The 15335-nt window shown below is 63.3% G+C and carries 16 protein-coding genes; all 16 read right to left on the bottom strand.

Annotated features, from left to right (window positions below; translation table 11 throughout):
- The coding region (locus ACIQ17_RS21630) for an alpha/beta fold hydrolase (protein ID WP_398471178.1) at window positions 1-655 on the bottom strand (655 nt) is incomplete at its 3' end.
- 12 nt (window positions 656-667) lie between these two features.
- Window positions 668-1504: an ABC transporter permease gene (locus tag ACIQ17_RS21625; protein WP_398471177.1), complete on the bottom strand. Its 837-nt coding sequence runs from the start codon at window positions 1502-1504 to the stop codon at window positions 668-670.
- A 1-nt stretch (window position 1505) separates the two neighbouring features.
- On the bottom strand, window positions 1506-1892 hold the full coding sequence (locus ACIQ17_RS21620; RefSeq protein ID WP_398471176.1) for a Rid family hydrolase: 387 nt from the start codon (window positions 1890-1892) through the stop codon (window positions 1506-1508).
- A gap of 28 nt (window positions 1893-1920) precedes the next feature.
- The gene (locus ACIQ17_RS21615; RefSeq protein ID WP_398471175.1) at window positions 1921-2604 is read right to left on the bottom strand and encodes an isochorismatase family protein; all 684 of its coding nucleotides are present in this window, start codon (window positions 2602-2604) and stop codon (window positions 1921-1923) included.
- Window positions 2605-2615: 11 nt separating this feature from the next.
- Complete coding sequence (locus ACIQ17_RS21610; RefSeq protein WP_398471174.1) at window positions 2616-3569, bottom strand: ABC transporter substrate-binding protein; 954 nt, start codon at window positions 3567-3569, stop codon at window positions 2616-2618.
- Between the two features lie 202 nt (window positions 3570-3771).
- Window positions 3772-4713: a LysR family transcriptional regulator gene (locus ACIQ17_RS21605; protein ID WP_398471173.1), complete on the bottom strand. Its 942-nt coding sequence runs from the start codon at window positions 4711-4713 to the stop codon at window positions 3772-3774.
- A gap of 147 nt (window positions 4714-4860) precedes the next feature.
- Window positions 4861-5826: a hypothetical protein gene (locus tag ACIQ17_RS21600; RefSeq protein WP_398471172.1), complete on the bottom strand. Its 966-nt coding sequence runs from the start codon at window positions 5824-5826 to the stop codon at window positions 4861-4863.
- A 9-nt stretch (window positions 5827-5835) separates the two neighbouring features.
- Window positions 5836-7158: an HlyD family type I secretion periplasmic adaptor subunit gene (locus tag ACIQ17_RS21595; protein WP_398471171.1), complete on the bottom strand. Its 1323-nt coding sequence runs from the start codon at window positions 7156-7158 to the stop codon at window positions 5836-5838.
- Window positions 7158-8864: a type I secretion system permease/ATPase gene (locus ACIQ17_RS21590; protein WP_398471170.1), complete on the bottom strand. Its 1707-nt coding sequence runs from the start codon at window positions 8862-8864 to the stop codon at window positions 7158-7160. Before ACIQ17_RS21590 ends, ACIQ17_RS21595 begins: the two co-directional genes overlap by 1 nt.
- Before the next feature lie 117 nt (window positions 8865-8981).
- Entirely contained in the window at window positions 8982-9251 is a 270-nt protein-coding gene (locus ACIQ17_RS21585) for a hypothetical protein (RefSeq protein ID WP_398471169.1), read from the bottom strand.
- A 432-nt stretch (window positions 9252-9683) separates the two neighbouring features.
- Window positions 9684-10493: an ABC transporter ATP-binding protein gene (locus ACIQ17_RS21580; protein ID WP_398471168.1), complete on the bottom strand. Its 810-nt coding sequence runs from the start codon at window positions 10491-10493 to the stop codon at window positions 9684-9686.
- On the bottom strand, window positions 10487-11563 hold the full coding sequence (locus ACIQ17_RS21575) for a FecCD family ABC transporter permease (RefSeq protein WP_398471167.1): 1077 nt from the start codon (window positions 11561-11563) through the stop codon (window positions 10487-10489). The genes ACIQ17_RS21580 and ACIQ17_RS21575 overlap by 7 nt, the downstream gene beginning before the upstream one ends.
- The gene (locus ACIQ17_RS21570; RefSeq protein ID WP_398471165.1) at window positions 11560-12684 is read right to left on the bottom strand and encodes an ABC transporter substrate-binding protein; all 1125 of its coding nucleotides are present in this window, start codon (window positions 12682-12684) and stop codon (window positions 11560-11562) included. Before ACIQ17_RS21570 ends, ACIQ17_RS21575 begins: the two co-directional genes overlap by 4 nt.
- A 7-nt stretch (window positions 12685-12691) precedes the next feature.
- Complete coding sequence (locus ACIQ17_RS21565; RefSeq protein WP_398471164.1) at window positions 12692-13528, bottom strand: alpha/beta hydrolase; 837 nt, start codon at window positions 13526-13528, stop codon at window positions 12692-12694.
- A complete protein-coding gene (locus ACIQ17_RS21560; protein ID WP_398471163.1) occupies window positions 13494-14351 on the bottom strand; it encodes a siderophore-interacting protein in 858 nt (285 codons plus the stop codon). Before ACIQ17_RS21560 ends, ACIQ17_RS21565 begins: the two co-directional genes overlap by 35 nt.
- Before the next feature lie 18 nt (window positions 14352-14369).
- On the bottom strand, window positions 14370-15335 hold a 966-nt coding region (locus ACIQ17_RS21555), incomplete at its 5' end, for a TonB-dependent siderophore receptor (protein WP_398471162.1).

Genomic DNA, 15335 nt, shown 5'->3' with positions numbered 1-15335 from the left:
GCGGCGTCAGGATGTCGTCGTCGGTGACAATGGCCATGGTCGGGCACGTGATGCGGTCGTGATATTGCAGGCCGTCGAACGCAAGAATGCCGGCGGCGCGAGCGTCAAGGATCGTCCTGCTCGACGTGTTCGCCGTGGACGCCGCGATATCGCGCTCCAGCTGTTCCTTGTTGTCGCGAATGTAATAAGGCGGATACAGGAACACCGGCGTCGTGCGGTGATATTCCGCCTCGCCCATCGCCATGGCGATGCGACGGCGCAGCTGCATGTTCACTTCCATCAGATTGTCGTGCACCGCCCAGCTGGCATAGAGGACAAGGCTCGCGATCCGCTCCGGCGCGATAGCGGCAAGCACCTGGCCGATGGCGCCGCCGGTCGAATGGCCGACCAGATGCGCCTTCTCGATCTTCAAGACATCCATCAGCCGCAGCAGATCGTCCGCCATCAGCTCGACGCTGTACGCCATTTCGGAGCGCGTGCTCCCGCCGGTGCCGCGATGATCATGCAGGATCACCTGATAGCGTTCGGCAAAGGCAGCAATGTTCGGATTCCAGTAGGAGGCGGTGCCGCCGAGACCGGCGACCAGCAAGACCGGCTCGCCCTCCCCCTTGATGTCATAGTGAATGTCGGCATCGTGAATTTTAGCGAGCGGCATGACACTTCCTTCTCAGCGCCACATCATGCGGCGTTCGATCCAGCCGACGATGGCGTCGAGCACCAGGGCAAGGATCATCAAGGCCAGGATGCCGGCCCAGACGGCGTTCAGATTGTAGAGCGTGCCGGAATAGTAGACGTAGTAACCGAGCCCCTGCTCCGCGGAGATGTATTCGCCGACCACCGCGCCGATCATGGCGAAGCCGACATTGAGGCGGAAGCCCGAGGCGATCCACGGCAGCGAGCCCGGCAGGATCACCATGCGAAAGATCTGCCAGCGGCTGGCGCCGATTGCCTTCAGCATCCGCACATAGTCGTGGTCGATTTCCTTGGCGCCGTCGAAGGACGTGATCATCGCCACGATGAAGGTGATGATGGCCGCAACGGCGATCTTGGATTCGATGCCGATGCCGAACCAGACGATGATGAGCGGCGCCAGCGCAATCTTCGGCAGGCCGTTCATGGCCACCATGATTGGCCGCAGCACCGCCGCCACCGTCGGCGACAGCCACAGCGACAGGCCGGCCAGCGAGCCGAGAATGCCGCCGATCAGGAAGCCCAGCACCGTCTCCTGGGTCGTGACCCAGGTGTCGCGGAGCAGCGTGCCTGATGTCAGCGCCTTGACGAATTCACGCCAGATGCCGGTCGGCTGGCCATAGAGATAGACCTTGATCCACTCGTTGCGGATCGCGACTTCCCACAATAGCAGAAAGGCGCCGATCACCAGCAGCTGATAGAACAGGATACGGCCCTTGCCGATCAGCGCCAGCGGCGACCATCGTCGCCGCGCCGCCAATTTGCCGACCATCGCCCGCTCGGCCAGCACACCCGCGGTTTCGGTGTTCGCCATGTCAGGGCCCGACATAGGCAGTGGTCGCGAGTTCGACCAGGAAGTCGGGGCGAACCAGCGGCGTCTGGATGCAGTAGCGCGCCGGCGGATTTTCCGGGAAGTACTCCTTGTAGACCGCGTTCATGGCGGCATAGTCGGCGAGGTCCTTGAGGAAGATCTGGTTCATCACGACATGCTTCATCGTGCCGCCGCCCGCCTCGATCACCGCCTTGATCGCTTCGAGCACGTAGCGTGTCTGTGCGGCCGCATCGCCCACATGCATGGTCTCGCCATTCGGACCAATGGCCAGCGTGCCGGACACATAGATGAAACCACCGGCCTTGGTGCCGGCGCTATAGGGCGCGAGCGGCGGCGGCGGATTCGGCGGGGTCAGGATTTCGATCGGCATGACGGTCCCTTTGCGATGTGCGTGGTGATCAGGCGGCGCGTTCGACGGCGCAGGCGGCGGCGATGTCGTTGATGGACGATGTCCAGCCGAAGAAGCGCTCGACATTGTAGATCGTGGCTTCCTGGATGAAGTCCGGCCCGGCCTGATAGCAGGCGTCGCGGACCAGCACCGGGAAGTACTCCTTGAAATAGGCATCGCGGATGGTCGACTCGACGCACACATTGGTGGCGACGCCGCAGACCAGCACCGTATCGATCCGGCGGCTGCGCAGGATGCTGTCGAGCTGGGTGCCGGTGAAACCGCTATAGCGCGGCTTTGGGATCACGATGTCGCTGCCTTCCGGCTTCAGCTCCTTGACGAGCTCATAGTCCCACCCGCCCTTGGTAAGCAGCTTGCCCTTCAATTCGGGCCGGCTGCGCATCAGCTTCAGGGAGTTACCTTTCAGCTGATTGACGGAGCCCTCGCCCCCGGCTTCCTTCAGTTCGGTGTCCCAGCCGTTCTGCAGCCAGACCACCTGCACGCCGCCTTCGCGCGACACCCGCACGAGTTCGGAAATGGCAGGTATGACCTGCTGGGTCGGCGCCAGGTCGACACCGAGATGGCTGAAATAGCCACCCGGCGAGCAATAACCGTTCTGCATGTCGACGACGATCAGCGCAGTGCGCGATGCGTCGAAGGCAATCGGCTCAGGCTTGGCAATCAGGCTTCGCATTATCGTCTCCCTCAGCCGGCCTTGGCGAACTTGGCGGCGGCCTTTTCGGCGAAGGTGTTGTTGACCATCTCCTCATAGGGACGGCCGACCTTCAGCGACCCGCCGGCGATCTCGAAGGCGATGTCCGCATCCCACTCTGCCTTGGAAATGGTCGGCGCCTTCGGAATGGCCTGCGACTTGACGAGGATGTTTTCGGCTGCCGAGCGTATGACGGCTTCGGACAGCTGCGGGAATTCGACCTGCGAGGTCTTCACGAACAATTCGCGATCCGCATGCAGTGCGACCTGCGTTTCGGCCAGCGCATCGCAGAAGGCCTGCACCATTGCCGGGTTCTTGGTGACCTCGGCAGTCGGCAGCATCGCGGTGGTGAACGCAGCCGGCGGAATGAAGTCGCCGAGCGACATCACGGCTTCGAGGCCGAACTGCTGCTTGGCGATGCTGGCATCCCATTCGAACATGACGGCGACATCGGCGCGGCCATCGAGCACGGCCTGCGCCTGGGCGCCGGCCGGCAATTGCAGGAACTTGACACCGGCCTTCTCGGCCTCGAAGCCGCCCTTCTCCTTCATAACATAGGTCGGCACCTGGATCGTCGATGACGGGAAACGCAAGGTGGCGACAGTCTTGCCCTTGAAGTCCTCGACGGTCTTGAAGTTCGCGCCCGGCTTGGCCACGGCCCACATGGCCATTCCGCCGACGATCTTGGCGATGTTCGAGATCTTGGCGCCTTCCACGGCGGCGTTGACCGACATGCCCGTGCCCGTCACCGCGAAAGTGGCGTTGCCCGACAACACCACCGGCAAAGCCGCCGCGATCCCGCCCGCCGAACTGACCGCCACGTCGAGACCGTGCTTCTTGAAGAAGCCGCCGAACTTGGCTGCGTAGACCGAGACATAGATGCCGAGATGGATAGCCTCGGACACTTTCACCGAGGTCAGGCCCTGTGCGAGGGCTGGCGAGCCCATCCGGCCCAAAGCCAGGGCTGCACCGGCGCCGCTCGCGCCAAGCAGAACGGTTCTTCTCGAAATGGCCAGTGAAGGAGAAGGAAATTTCACATTTGAGGGCATAGACCGGCTCCACAAGAGGTCGATGCCCAAAGCCTAGCCAGTGCCCTCAATCGTGCAAAGACGAGAAACTGTCATGTGAACGTACCGAAAAGGCAACACCTCAGTCGGAGGGGCCGGACTCTCCGGCCGGGTTTGCACGCGGCGCCGCGGACAGCCCCTTCAGCTCGGCGGTCAGCACCTTCAGGAATTCCTGCGCCGCATGGGGGAGCGGCCGGTCGCGGTGAACGCTGATGCTGGAGCGCCCGGACACGAATTCCGGCTCGCTGACCGGGATCGCGCGGAGGCTTCCTGTGGCGAGTTCCCTGATGACCGTGAGCGCCGGCATGAAGGTGACCGCCTTGCCGGTGGCCGCCATCGTCTTGGTCAGTTCGAGGGAATTGGTGGTGACGACAATCCGGGGCTTGAGCCGACGCTCGATCACCGCCCGCTCGAAGATCTGGCGGAGGCCGAAACTGTGCTCCGACAATGCGAGCGGCGTGCTGCAGATATCGGCCAATGTCAGCGACGCGCGCGATGCGAATTCATGCGTGGCCGAAACCAGGCAATAGATCGGCTCGATGAATTCACCGACGACCTCGATCTCGACCCGCCGCGGCGCATTGAACGTGATGCCGATATCCGCCTCGTCCGCCAGCAAGGCCTCGATGATGCGATCGGAGGACGCCGTATTCACCTTGAAGGAAACGCCGGGATATTTGTCGTGAAAGCGAGCGAGCACGCCGGGCAACAGGTCCGACACGATCCCTTCGATCACCCACAGGCTCACCTCGCCGCGCCGGAGCCCGCGCAGTTCGTCGATCCCGGTCTGCGCACGATCAAGATCGCGGAAAATGCCGTGGCTGTGCCGCGCCAATACTTCGCCGGCAACGGTCAGTTGCACGCCGCCTTTCGATCGCTCGAACAGGACAGCATCGACCTCATGCTCGAGTTGCGCAATCTGCCGGCTGACCGCCGAGGGCGCCACATGCAGGCGATCCGCTGCCTTCCGGATCGAGCCCAGTCGGGCCACTTCATTGAAATAACGCAACGTGAGAAAACGCACGAATACCTACTGGGGCAGGACGGAGATGATTGCGCCCCCAGTCTGCCATCGCGCCCGGTGTTCGTCGAGTGATACCGGTGCCACAGTATTCGGCACTGACGGTGCTCGGCACCGTCGTCATACATCGATCAAGACGCCAGCCTCCACTCAGACCAGTCCGTGAGTCAGTCCCTGCAAGCCATGGACGGTATGATCGGCGACATCGGTGTAGGACTGCGCGAGAAACGAAATCGGCGCGTCATGGACCGCCGAGCCAAAGCTCGCCAGACCGCTCGTGTCGACAACGTCTCCCGCAAGGGAATGGATGTCGCTGGCCGGCCCGAATGCCTGATGGAAGATCGGATCGACAACCGCGGGCGCCGTTGAAAGTGCGTCTCCAGCCAGCTCACCGGCACCACCCGCGATCGCGCTTGCGTTTTGCAACAGGTTGTCCCCGTGATCAGAAGCGAGATCGCCGATATGCGAGGTCAGTGACGATAGTTGGTTGGAGATGGCGCTCAAGGAGGCATCGATTGCCTCGCTGGTCGCGGAGGTGATCGTGTCCAGTCTTTGCTCCAGCCCATGGGCGATGTCCGCGACGGCCGATGACGCCGCTGACATCAGGTTTTGCAGCCCGTTCGTCACGGCGTGACTGGACTCCACGTGATCAACCGAGGCCGGGCCTGTCGTCGTCGTCGTGGACATCGCACTGCCTGGCGGCTCCAAGGCGGAGCCCACGTCATCCTGCAGAACAGATCCGTGATTCTGATGGTCGCTGGCGCCCGGACTGGTTTCATTCGCCTCCATGTTCAGAGCGCGATCGACGTGGCTGCCCGCATCCAGGTCAGAAGCCATCGGCGCAGGTTCTGACCGGTGGTCATACGCGACCGTCGCATGCTCGCCGACCTCGCCCGCTGGATTAACAACGGATCGATCGACCATTGCCGACGTCGGGTCTGCGGCACCGCGTGCCTCCATGGTCGCGGCCTTCGCCTCGGGAGTCTGATGATGCAGCAAGGCAAGGCCCAGCCCGCCGGCAGCCATGCCCGCTGCCGCCGTATCCATGCCGAGATGATTGGTTTCCGAATTGCGCTCGCGGCGCGCCTCGGCCTTCGACATTTTCTGCTGGGTCATGGGACACCTCTATTTTTCACGGAACGCGCCGCTGATCTCGTCGGTCAGCGGACCGATGAGATAGCCAACGAGCGTTCGTGGCCGTGTGGTGACGATGATCTCCGTCGGCATGCCGGGCTGCAGCGCGACCTTGGACGCCTTGACGTCATCGTCATTCAGTTTCACGCGCACTGCGTAGTAGCCCTTGCCTGTCTTGTCGTCGGTGAGCTTGTCGGCCGAAACCGTCATGATCTCGCCGCGGATCTGCGGACGTTCGTTGCGCGGAACGCTCGTGAGCCTGACATCGGCAGGCTGCGCGCGCCGGACATCGCCGATATCGGTCAGTTGCAGTCGGGCATCCACGATCAGCGGATCGTCCTGCGGCACCACATCCATCAATTTGGCGCCCGGCTGGATCACCCCGCCTTCGGTGAACACCGACAGCCCAACCACCGTGCCTGACGATGGCGCCGTGATGGCCGTACGGTTGAGGACATCGCTCGCGGCCTCCAGCTTGGGGCCATTCTCTGCGAGGCTCGAAGAGACTTGGCGAAGGTCGTTGGTGATTTCCGTAACGCGTTCGCGCTCGAGCTTGGCGAGGCCGAGTTTCGCCTCCCCGATCGACTGCTGCAGCGACGCCGCCTCCGCCATTTTTGATCCACGTTCGCCGTCCAGCTGCGCCGCAGTCCGATCGAGGGCCAGCACGCGTGTTTTCGGCGTGAAGCCGGATGCAAGCAGCTGCCGCGCGCCCTGCGCTTCCTCCTCCAGCAATTCGCTCTGCCGCTTCAGGCCGTCCACTTGCGCCTGCAAACCCGATGTCTGCTCGCTGAGCTGGGAGATTTTCGACTCCAGCATGTTCTTCTGGGTGTCGAACTGACGTTGCCGTGCGCCGAGCACCGCCCGCTCGCTGGCAATCGCCTGCGCAGTATTGGCATGCTGGGAAAAACTCGCCAGTCGCTTGTCGAAATCCGGCTCGGTCTGATGGTCGCGCTCGGCGATCAGACGCGCTTCCTGCGCAAGCAGTGTGATCCGCTCGGCCCGCAACACATCCAGACGCGCGCGCGGTTCATGATCGGTGAGTTGAACGAGCAATTCCCCTTTCTTCACCTCCTGGCCATCCGCGACATTCAGCTTCTCGATCACGCCGCCATAGGGATGCTGCACCGACTGTCGCTGACCTTTCACCTGCAGGCTGCCCTCTGCGACCGCAGCGCCGGAGACCGGAGCCGTGAAGCCCCAGATCGTCAGGAACGCCAGGAACAGAACGATGACCCCGCCGCCCCACATGGCCGGACGCATCGGATTGCTGATGCCGGTTGGGGCCGGCTTCCCGCCATGCTGGATCGTGCTCATCAGGCCACCCTGTTCTGCGGCGCCGTGGACATCGCCTTGAGATGGTCGAACACGACGGTCGGCGGCCCCACGAGTTCGACCCGCCCTGCGCGCAGCACCATCATGCTGTCCACGACCTCGAGCACGGTGGTGCGATGCGTGATCACGACGATGGTCGTGCCCTGCTCTTTCAGCGCCAGAAGCGCATCTTTCAGCGCAACCTCGCCCACCGTGTCGAGATTGGCATTCGGTTCGTCGAGCACGAGCAGCTTCGGCCGTCCCAGCAGCGCCCGCGCCAATCCCAGTCGCTGGCGCTGGCCACCGGACAGACCGACGCCGCCCGGACCAAGCCGGGTGTCGTACTGGTTCGGCAGGTCGAGGATCATGTTGTGAATGCCGGCACGTTTCGCCGCCTCGATGATCTCCGCCGTCGTCACCTCACCGAAACGGGCGATGTTTTCCCGCACGGTGCCGGCGAAGAGCCCGACATCCTGCGGCAGATAACCGACCAGACGGCCGAACTCGGCCTTGTCCCATTGCGCGTAATCGAGACCGCCGAGCCGAAGCGTGCCGCCGGACGGCGTGATGGCGCCGATCAGCATCCGCGCCAATGTGCTCTTGCCGGATCCGCTCGGCCCGACAATGCCAATGGCATGACCTTTCTCGATCTCGAATGAGACGTCCTGCAACACCGGCTGTTTCCGCTCGGGCAAACGATAGTCGAGACCTTCTGCGATCACGGCATGCTCGGTCACCGGAACGATCGTCCGCACCGGCTCCCGCGGAAAGGCAGACAGCAACTCGCGCACGCGCCGATAGCCTTCGCGGGCTGCATTGAACTGCTTCGCCGTTGCCACGCCCTGCTCGACGGGCACGAGGGCCCGGCCGAGAATGATGCTCGCGGCAAAGATCGTCGCCGGCATGATGCTGTGATCGATCGCCAGCCAGGCGCCGGTGCCGAGCATGAGCGATTGCAGCAACAGGCGGGCGAAGCGAATGCCCGACGACACCGCTGCATTGCGATCGCTGGCAAAGGCCTGCTCACGCACCATCTGGCTGCGGCTCTGGCTCCAGTGTTGCGCCACCGACTGCTTCATGCCCATGGCCACGATGACATCCGCATGCCGCAACACATTCTCGGTGAAGACAAAGGATGCCTTTGAGGATTCCTGCGCGGAGCGCATCGGACGGCTGGTGATGACCTCGTTGAAATAAGCGAGGCCAAGCAGGATCAGCGCGCCGATCGTGGCAACGGTGCCGAGCACCGGGTGAATGAGGAACAGGATCAGGAGATAGACCGGGATCCAGGGAAGATCGAACGCGAAATAGATGCCGGGGCCCGTGATGAAAGCACGAAAATCGTCGAGTTCGCGCAGCTGCTGGGCGCCTTTGGAATAGCCCTGCTTCGCCGATCGCGCGATCAGCGCATCGAACACCCGGCCGGACAGGCGAGAGTCGAGAATGATACCGAGGCGGATCAGGATCTGGGCGCGCAACGCATCGAGTGCGCCCATGGTCGCGAGCGCGACGATCAGGATGACGGTCAGAAGAACGAGCGTCGTGATGTTCTCATTGACGAGAACACGATTATAGACCTGCATAAGATAAAGCGGGGAGCTGAGATAAAGCAGGTTGACGCAGCCGGAAAAAATCGCCGCCATGACGAAGTGGCGCCTCACCGATCTCAGCGCTTCCGCCAGCTCGTCGCGTCGATGATCTTCGGCCAAGGCAAGTCCCTTCAAATGCAATCAATGAAAAGAACTGGAAATCGGAAGAAGCGGTGGCCGGCACGCGAGATTCGGCCGGCCACCGCTGACGGGCTAAATGAGCCCTAAGCGACTGCCTTAGAGGAGGCCGCCAAGCAGACCGCCATCATTGTTGTCGGAGCTGCTGTAATCCTGGCTGTCGCTGGACGATGACACACCGATCAGCGTCGGCACCGAAAGGCCGAGGCCGAGATCGCCGATCCCGGTGAAGCTCGATGAATCGCCATCGCCGCCATCGGTATTGGAGCTGTGCAGAATGTCAGAGGCCTGAAAGCCGAGACCCGGGCTGGTGCCGATCGTCGTACCAAAATCGTTGGAATCGTTCGTGAACTGAATATCGTCAGCCATAATTGAATCCTTCTCTGTGAGCTGAGCTCACCTGGTTTTCAAAATGACGGCCGCGACCCGACCGTCATCGGGTGCCCAACCGGGTGTTTGGAGAACCGTTGCGGTCACATTCTTGGAAAATTGTCGTCGACTTTGCGGGATTGTCGCCACAAATGATGCGGCAATCTGACTCGTGATTGAGCCAATAGCCTATGGAAATAGGTGCTGGCTCGCGAAGCGAACAACACATTTCGCCGAAGAACAGGAACATTGGAGCCCATTGCACCTGCGAACTATATTTTTCACGGAAAGCAAAACTATTCGGCACCGTCGCCGTAAGGGGGAGATATCAGCCGCCTTCTTCGCCTCGTATCGATTCTGGACGTCGCGCTTCCTTTGTCCGAGCACCGCAGGACATCTGCAGATTCCGCGATATGCCGGAACCGCTCATGCCTAACTGCGACTGCTGCAAACTCCCCCTTCATCCGCCACACGATCATCGACGATCAGCTGCAGATAGCCGTAGCTGCAGCGCTCAATCCGTGCGGAGATCCGGTACACGTCGGCGAGCAGGTCCGGTGTCACGACGTCAAAGGGTCGCCCGGAACTCTTCGGCTGGCCTTGGGACATCACGACGATATTGTCGGCCCAGCGCGCCGCGAAGGTCAGGTCGTGGAGCACCACGACGGCGATCCGTCCCGCGCTGACATAGCGGCGCACCATGTTCATGACATCGAACTGGTGGCCGAGATCGAGCGCGCTGGTCGGTTCGTCGAGCAGAAGGATGGGCGGATGCCGCACGATGGATTGCGCGAGGCTCGCCAGCTGGCGTTGCCCGCCAGACAGGCGGTTCAAGGGCTCGAGCGCAAGATGCGCGATACCGACCTGCCCGAGTACGTCGATGGCCTGTTCCACGAAGGGATCGTCGCCGGTGCGCGGCGCCACATGCAGCGCACTCAGCATGCCCTCCAGTACCGTTAGTTCCGCCGCCTGCGGCACGCTTTGCGGCATGAAGCCGATCAATTCGGCGCGCGCGCGCGGTGATAGTTGCAGGATCGAGCGGCCATCGAAGGTCACCTCGCCGCTGGCCGGCAGAAGGCCCGCCAGTCCGCGCAGCAGCGTCGACTTGCCGGCCGCATTCGGGCCGACCAGCGCGGTGATCTCGCCCGCGCGAAGCGGCGGCAGCGAGATATCGCGGATCACCGGCCGGCCGGGATAACCGGTCGAAAATCGATCGATCGCAAGCTGTGCGCGGCTCACCATGCGCTTCTCCGGCGCAGGATCAGCGCAATGAAGACCGGAAGCCCGATCACCGCGGTGACGATGCCGATCGGGATCAGCACGCCCGGAATGACCATCTTGCTGATGGTGGATGCGATCGACATGATGAGCGCACCGGCGAGCGCACTTACCGGCAGGAAGAAACGATGATCCTCGCCGATCAGCATGCGGGCAATGTGCGGCCCGGCAAGACCGACAAAGCCCACGGTGCCGACCAGCGCCATCGCAGTCGCCGTCAGCAGGCTGACGCGCAGCAGCGATGCATAGCGCAGCCGCGTGACATCGACGCCCATGCCGCGCGCCCTCTCCTCGCCCAGCCGCAGCGCGGTGAGCGGCCATGCTGCGCGCAACGTGAACGGCACCACGCAGACCACGATGACCGCGACGAATGTCAGATTGTCCCAGTCGGCACGCGACAGGCTGCCGAGCATCCAGAACACGAGCTGTTGCAGCGCCTGCTGGCTGGCGACGAATTGCAGCAGCGCCACCATGGCGTTGAACGTGAAGAACAGCGCGATCCCCATCAGCACGAGGCCATCAGAGCCGAGGCCGCGCAATGTCACCAGCGCATGCATCAGCAGCATGGAGCCGAGGGCGAACAGGAAGGCGTTGCCCGCTACCAGCCAGTTCTGCGGGATACCGGGGATGCCGATGCCGAGCACCAGCGCGAGCGCGGCGCCAAACGCCGCCGAGGACGATACGCCGAGCGTGAACGGGCTCGCGAGCGGATTGTTGAGCACGGTCTGCATTTCCGCGCCCGCCAGCGCGAGGGCGATGCCGACCAGCACCGCGGCCACCGCCTGCGGCAACCGCACGTCCCAGATGATGGTAACGACAGGGCGCGGGCTGTTTGCAGGATCAAGCAGCGCTGCGATCGTCTCGTGCAGGCCGAGCGATGCCGGACCGGAGGCGAGATCGAGCAGGAACGCCATGACGAGCGCGACGGCGAAGGCGACCGACCAGGCGATGCGCCGACGCATGATCTGGCGATACGCCGCGATCGTCTCCGACCGGATCGACTCCGTCACCGCCGATGGCACGCTGTCGGTCACGGCGCGTCGACCCAGAACGTGCCCGGCAATGGCACGGCAGAGAAAGTGTTGATCTGCTTCATCGTGGCGGCAGGATCGAGATCGCGGAACAGATCCGGATGCAGCCATTTCGCCAGCCATTCGAGTGCGACGATATGGGACGGCGAGTCGTTGAACTGATGCCACAGGCCGAAAGCGCGCCCGGACGTCACGGCGGTCAGGCCGGACAGGCCGGGCTTTGCGAGCAGGCTCCGGAAGCGGCTGCGTGCGTCCTCGGCCGACACGTCGGTGCCGAGCACGAGGCCACCGCTCGCCGCGAGCTGCGCCCCGCCGGTCGCGACATAGACGTCCGGATTCCTGGCGATCAGATATTCGAGGCTGACCTGCCCGGTCGATCCCGGAATCATGTCGATCGCGATATTGCGGCCGCCGGCCAGCCCGATGAAATCGTTGAAGGTGCCCTTGCCGGGCGAATAGCAGCACTCGCCGCCGCCGGCATGGGCATGCATGAACACGCTCGGCAGCGCTTCCTTGTGGGCCGCCAGCCTGTCCTTCAATCGCGTCAGATGCTGCTGGTAGAAATCGATGAAGGCCGTCGCCTCCTTGTCGCGGCCGGTTACCTGGCCGAGCACGCGAATGCTGGGGATCGTGTCGCGTAGCGGATTGGCGAAGAAATCGACGATGACCACGGGAATGCCGGCATCTTCGAAACGCTTGATCACCGGACTGGTGTTGCCGCCGGCCGGAACGCCCGCGACATACCAGCTGAGGATCGCCACATCGGGCCGGATGGCGAGCGCGCGCTCCACCGAGAAATTCTGCGGCACGCCATCGCCGATCACCGGCACCTTGTCGAGATCCGGAAACTTGCGCCGATACGCCTCATAGGTGACCGGATCCTGCCGCTTCATGTCGCTCTGCCAGCCGGCCATGATGCTGACGGGATCGGGATGGATCAGCGACAGCGCGGGCAGATGCCGTCCCTGCACCAGCAGGATGCGCGTCGCCGGTTGTTCCAGCACGACATCACGCCCGGCGATGTCCTTGATCCGGATCTCGGCGCGTGCCGGCGACACGGACGCGAGCCCGCTCAAGCCCAGCAGAGCGAGACACAGCAATGCGCGCCTGATCAAGCCCGTCATCATCGCCTCAGGGTCTCTGCCAGGCGAAACGGACGCCGCGGCTGATCGCGGCCGGGATGACGGAGACGTGGTTCTCGTCGGCGAATTCGGCATAGGAAACATCCAGCACATCAGCCGCCTTGCGCAACTGCGTCGCAAGCGCCTTGACATTCTCCATCATGGTCGTCGATCCGCGATCCATCGCCGAGGGCGGGGTTCGTTCGAGACTGCCGACCGTCATCAGCAGCCGGCCCTTCGCAGCGACGCAGCCTCTGGCGCGAATGAAGTCATCCGCCTGCGCCAGGATCGCACAATCATTCCACCAGATCGACGGCGACGCCGCAACATGACTCTGGAACGATTCCGGCCGCGTGAACAGCGACCACAACACGAACAGTCCACCAAGCGAATGGCCGAAAACGGCTTGCCGCGCGGGATCGACAGGCCAGCTGGATTGCACCAGCGGCTTCACCGTGTCCGCGATGAAATCCGCAAAGGCCGCGGCACCGCCCTCGCTTGGACCAGCGCCGTCGCTTGCCGGCGTCAGGTCGAACCACCGCCGCTCCGGCGCAAGCGGCGTATCACCGGGATAACCGATCCCGACCACGATCCCCGGCGGCACACCGGTTGCGTGTGGCCTGCGCATCTGCATGGCAACGGCATCCATCGCCGTCGCAAATGTCGCATTGCCGTCCAGCAGATAGAGAACCGGAAAGCCCCCCGGCGGAGGCGCAGAATCCGGCACCGACACAAAGATGCGATAGCCGCGGCCGTCCTTCGATGTCAGGTCGATCTGCGATGCCCCGGCACGCTGGAACGGCAGCCACGCGTCAGCGGTGGTCGTGGGCGTGCTGCAATTCGTCACGAATGGCCTCGTAGAAATCCTCGCCGCGATCATGATCGAGCTTTTCGTGATATTCCGGCTCGCTCATGCCGCGCCGCCAATAGCCGATGGCGAGAAACTCGCCGCGCCCGAGACCGCGTTCCTGGCTGACATAACTGCGCAGCGACCGCACCGTCGTGGATTCCGCAGCGAGCCACGCATAGACCTTCTTGCCATCCGGCCACGGGGCAGCGCGCACGCTGCGTTCGAGATCGCCGCCCTCGTCCGTGTAGAGCCAATGCAATTCCATGCTCGGCGGAATGGACAGCTCCTGCCGCTCGCCGGCATTCGGCACCTCAATGAACACGCTACCGCGTGCGTCCGGCGCGAGCTGGCCGAGGATGCGCGAGATCGCCGGCAGGGCTGTGTGGTCGCCCGCGATCAGATACCAGTCCGCCGGCCGCACCTCCGGCCCCATCGGACCGCCGACACCGATCTTGTCACCGGGGCGCGCATGTTCGGCCCATGTCGACGCGGCGCCCTCGCCATGCATCACGAAGTCGACGTCGATCTCGCCGCTGTCGCGATCGAGACGCCGCAGCGAATAGGTGCGCGAGATCGGCATCGACTGGCCGGGCGGCAGCAACGGCTTGCCGTTCTCGCCCTTCAGCGGCCAGACCGGAGCGCCCTCGCGTGGCGGCAACATCAGCTTGATGTTGGGCGCATCCTTGATGCCGCGGATTTCGTCGCCGCCAAGGGTCACCCGCTGCATCATCGGCGTGACACGGGTGACGCGGAGCACGTCCAGCACCCGGATGTTGCGATAGCGCGCACGCCAGGGGTCGTCATTTGAGGCTTGGCTCACAGCTAATGCCCTTTCGATTTACCAGCTATATTTCACGCTTCCGATCACACTGCGGCGGGCGCCCCAGAAGCAGCCATTCGACAGCGTGTAGCAGGCCGCGACATATTCCTTGTCGAACAGGTTGTTGGCGTTGACGCGGGCGCTCCAGCCCTTCCACTCACGGTTCAGATAGCTGAAGTCGTAATGCACGCCGGCGTCGAACAGCGTCACCGCCGGCACGGTGAATGAATTGGCCGGATCGCCGGCACTGTCGCCGACATAGCGCACGCCGCCGCCGAGTCCGAAACCGCCGAGCGGTCCGCGGTCGAAGGTGTAGTCCGCCCAGGCCGAGGCCATCACCGCCGGCACGGCGAACGGACGCTTGCCGACATTGACCGCCACCACGTCTCTGGTCACCTCGGCATCGAGCCAGGTGACGCTCGCGATGCCATTGAGGTTGCGCGAGAACGAGGTCTTCGCCTCCAGCTCGACGCCACGCGAACGGACCTCGCCGGTTTGCACGTAATAGCCGATATTGAGCGGGTCGCCATTGACGACATTCTGCTGGCGGATGTCGAAATAGGACGCGGTAATCAGCGTATCGAGGCCAATCGGCTGATACTTGACACCGAACTCGTAGGACTCCCCGCTCATCGGCAGCAGAGGCTTGTCGCCGACCGCCAGATAGGGCGCGGGTTCGAACGAGGTCGCGTAGTTCACATAGGGCGAGATGCCGCCATCCAGCAGGTAGAGCGCACCGGCGCGATAGGTGAAGGCGCTGTCGTTCTGGTTGACGATGTTGCGCGCACCGGTGCCGAGCGTCAGCGTATTGAACTGGATTTCCGAGCGGTCATGGCGCCCGGCGAGCGAGACGATCAGGCGATCGATCTTCATCTGGTCCTGGATATACAGGCCGAGATTGCTGTTGGTCTGGGTTTGGTCGGTGGTGAACGGCGCCCGCGCAATATTCTGGAAATAGACCGGGTTGATCGTGCTGAGATTGGG

Origin of the sequence: Tardiphaga sp. (genome assembly GCF_044340795.1) — a bacterium.
Lineage (GTDB): Bacteria > Pseudomonadota > Alphaproteobacteria > Rhizobiales > Xanthobacteraceae > Tardiphaga.
This window is presented reverse-complemented; position numbering and strand designations above follow the sequence as displayed.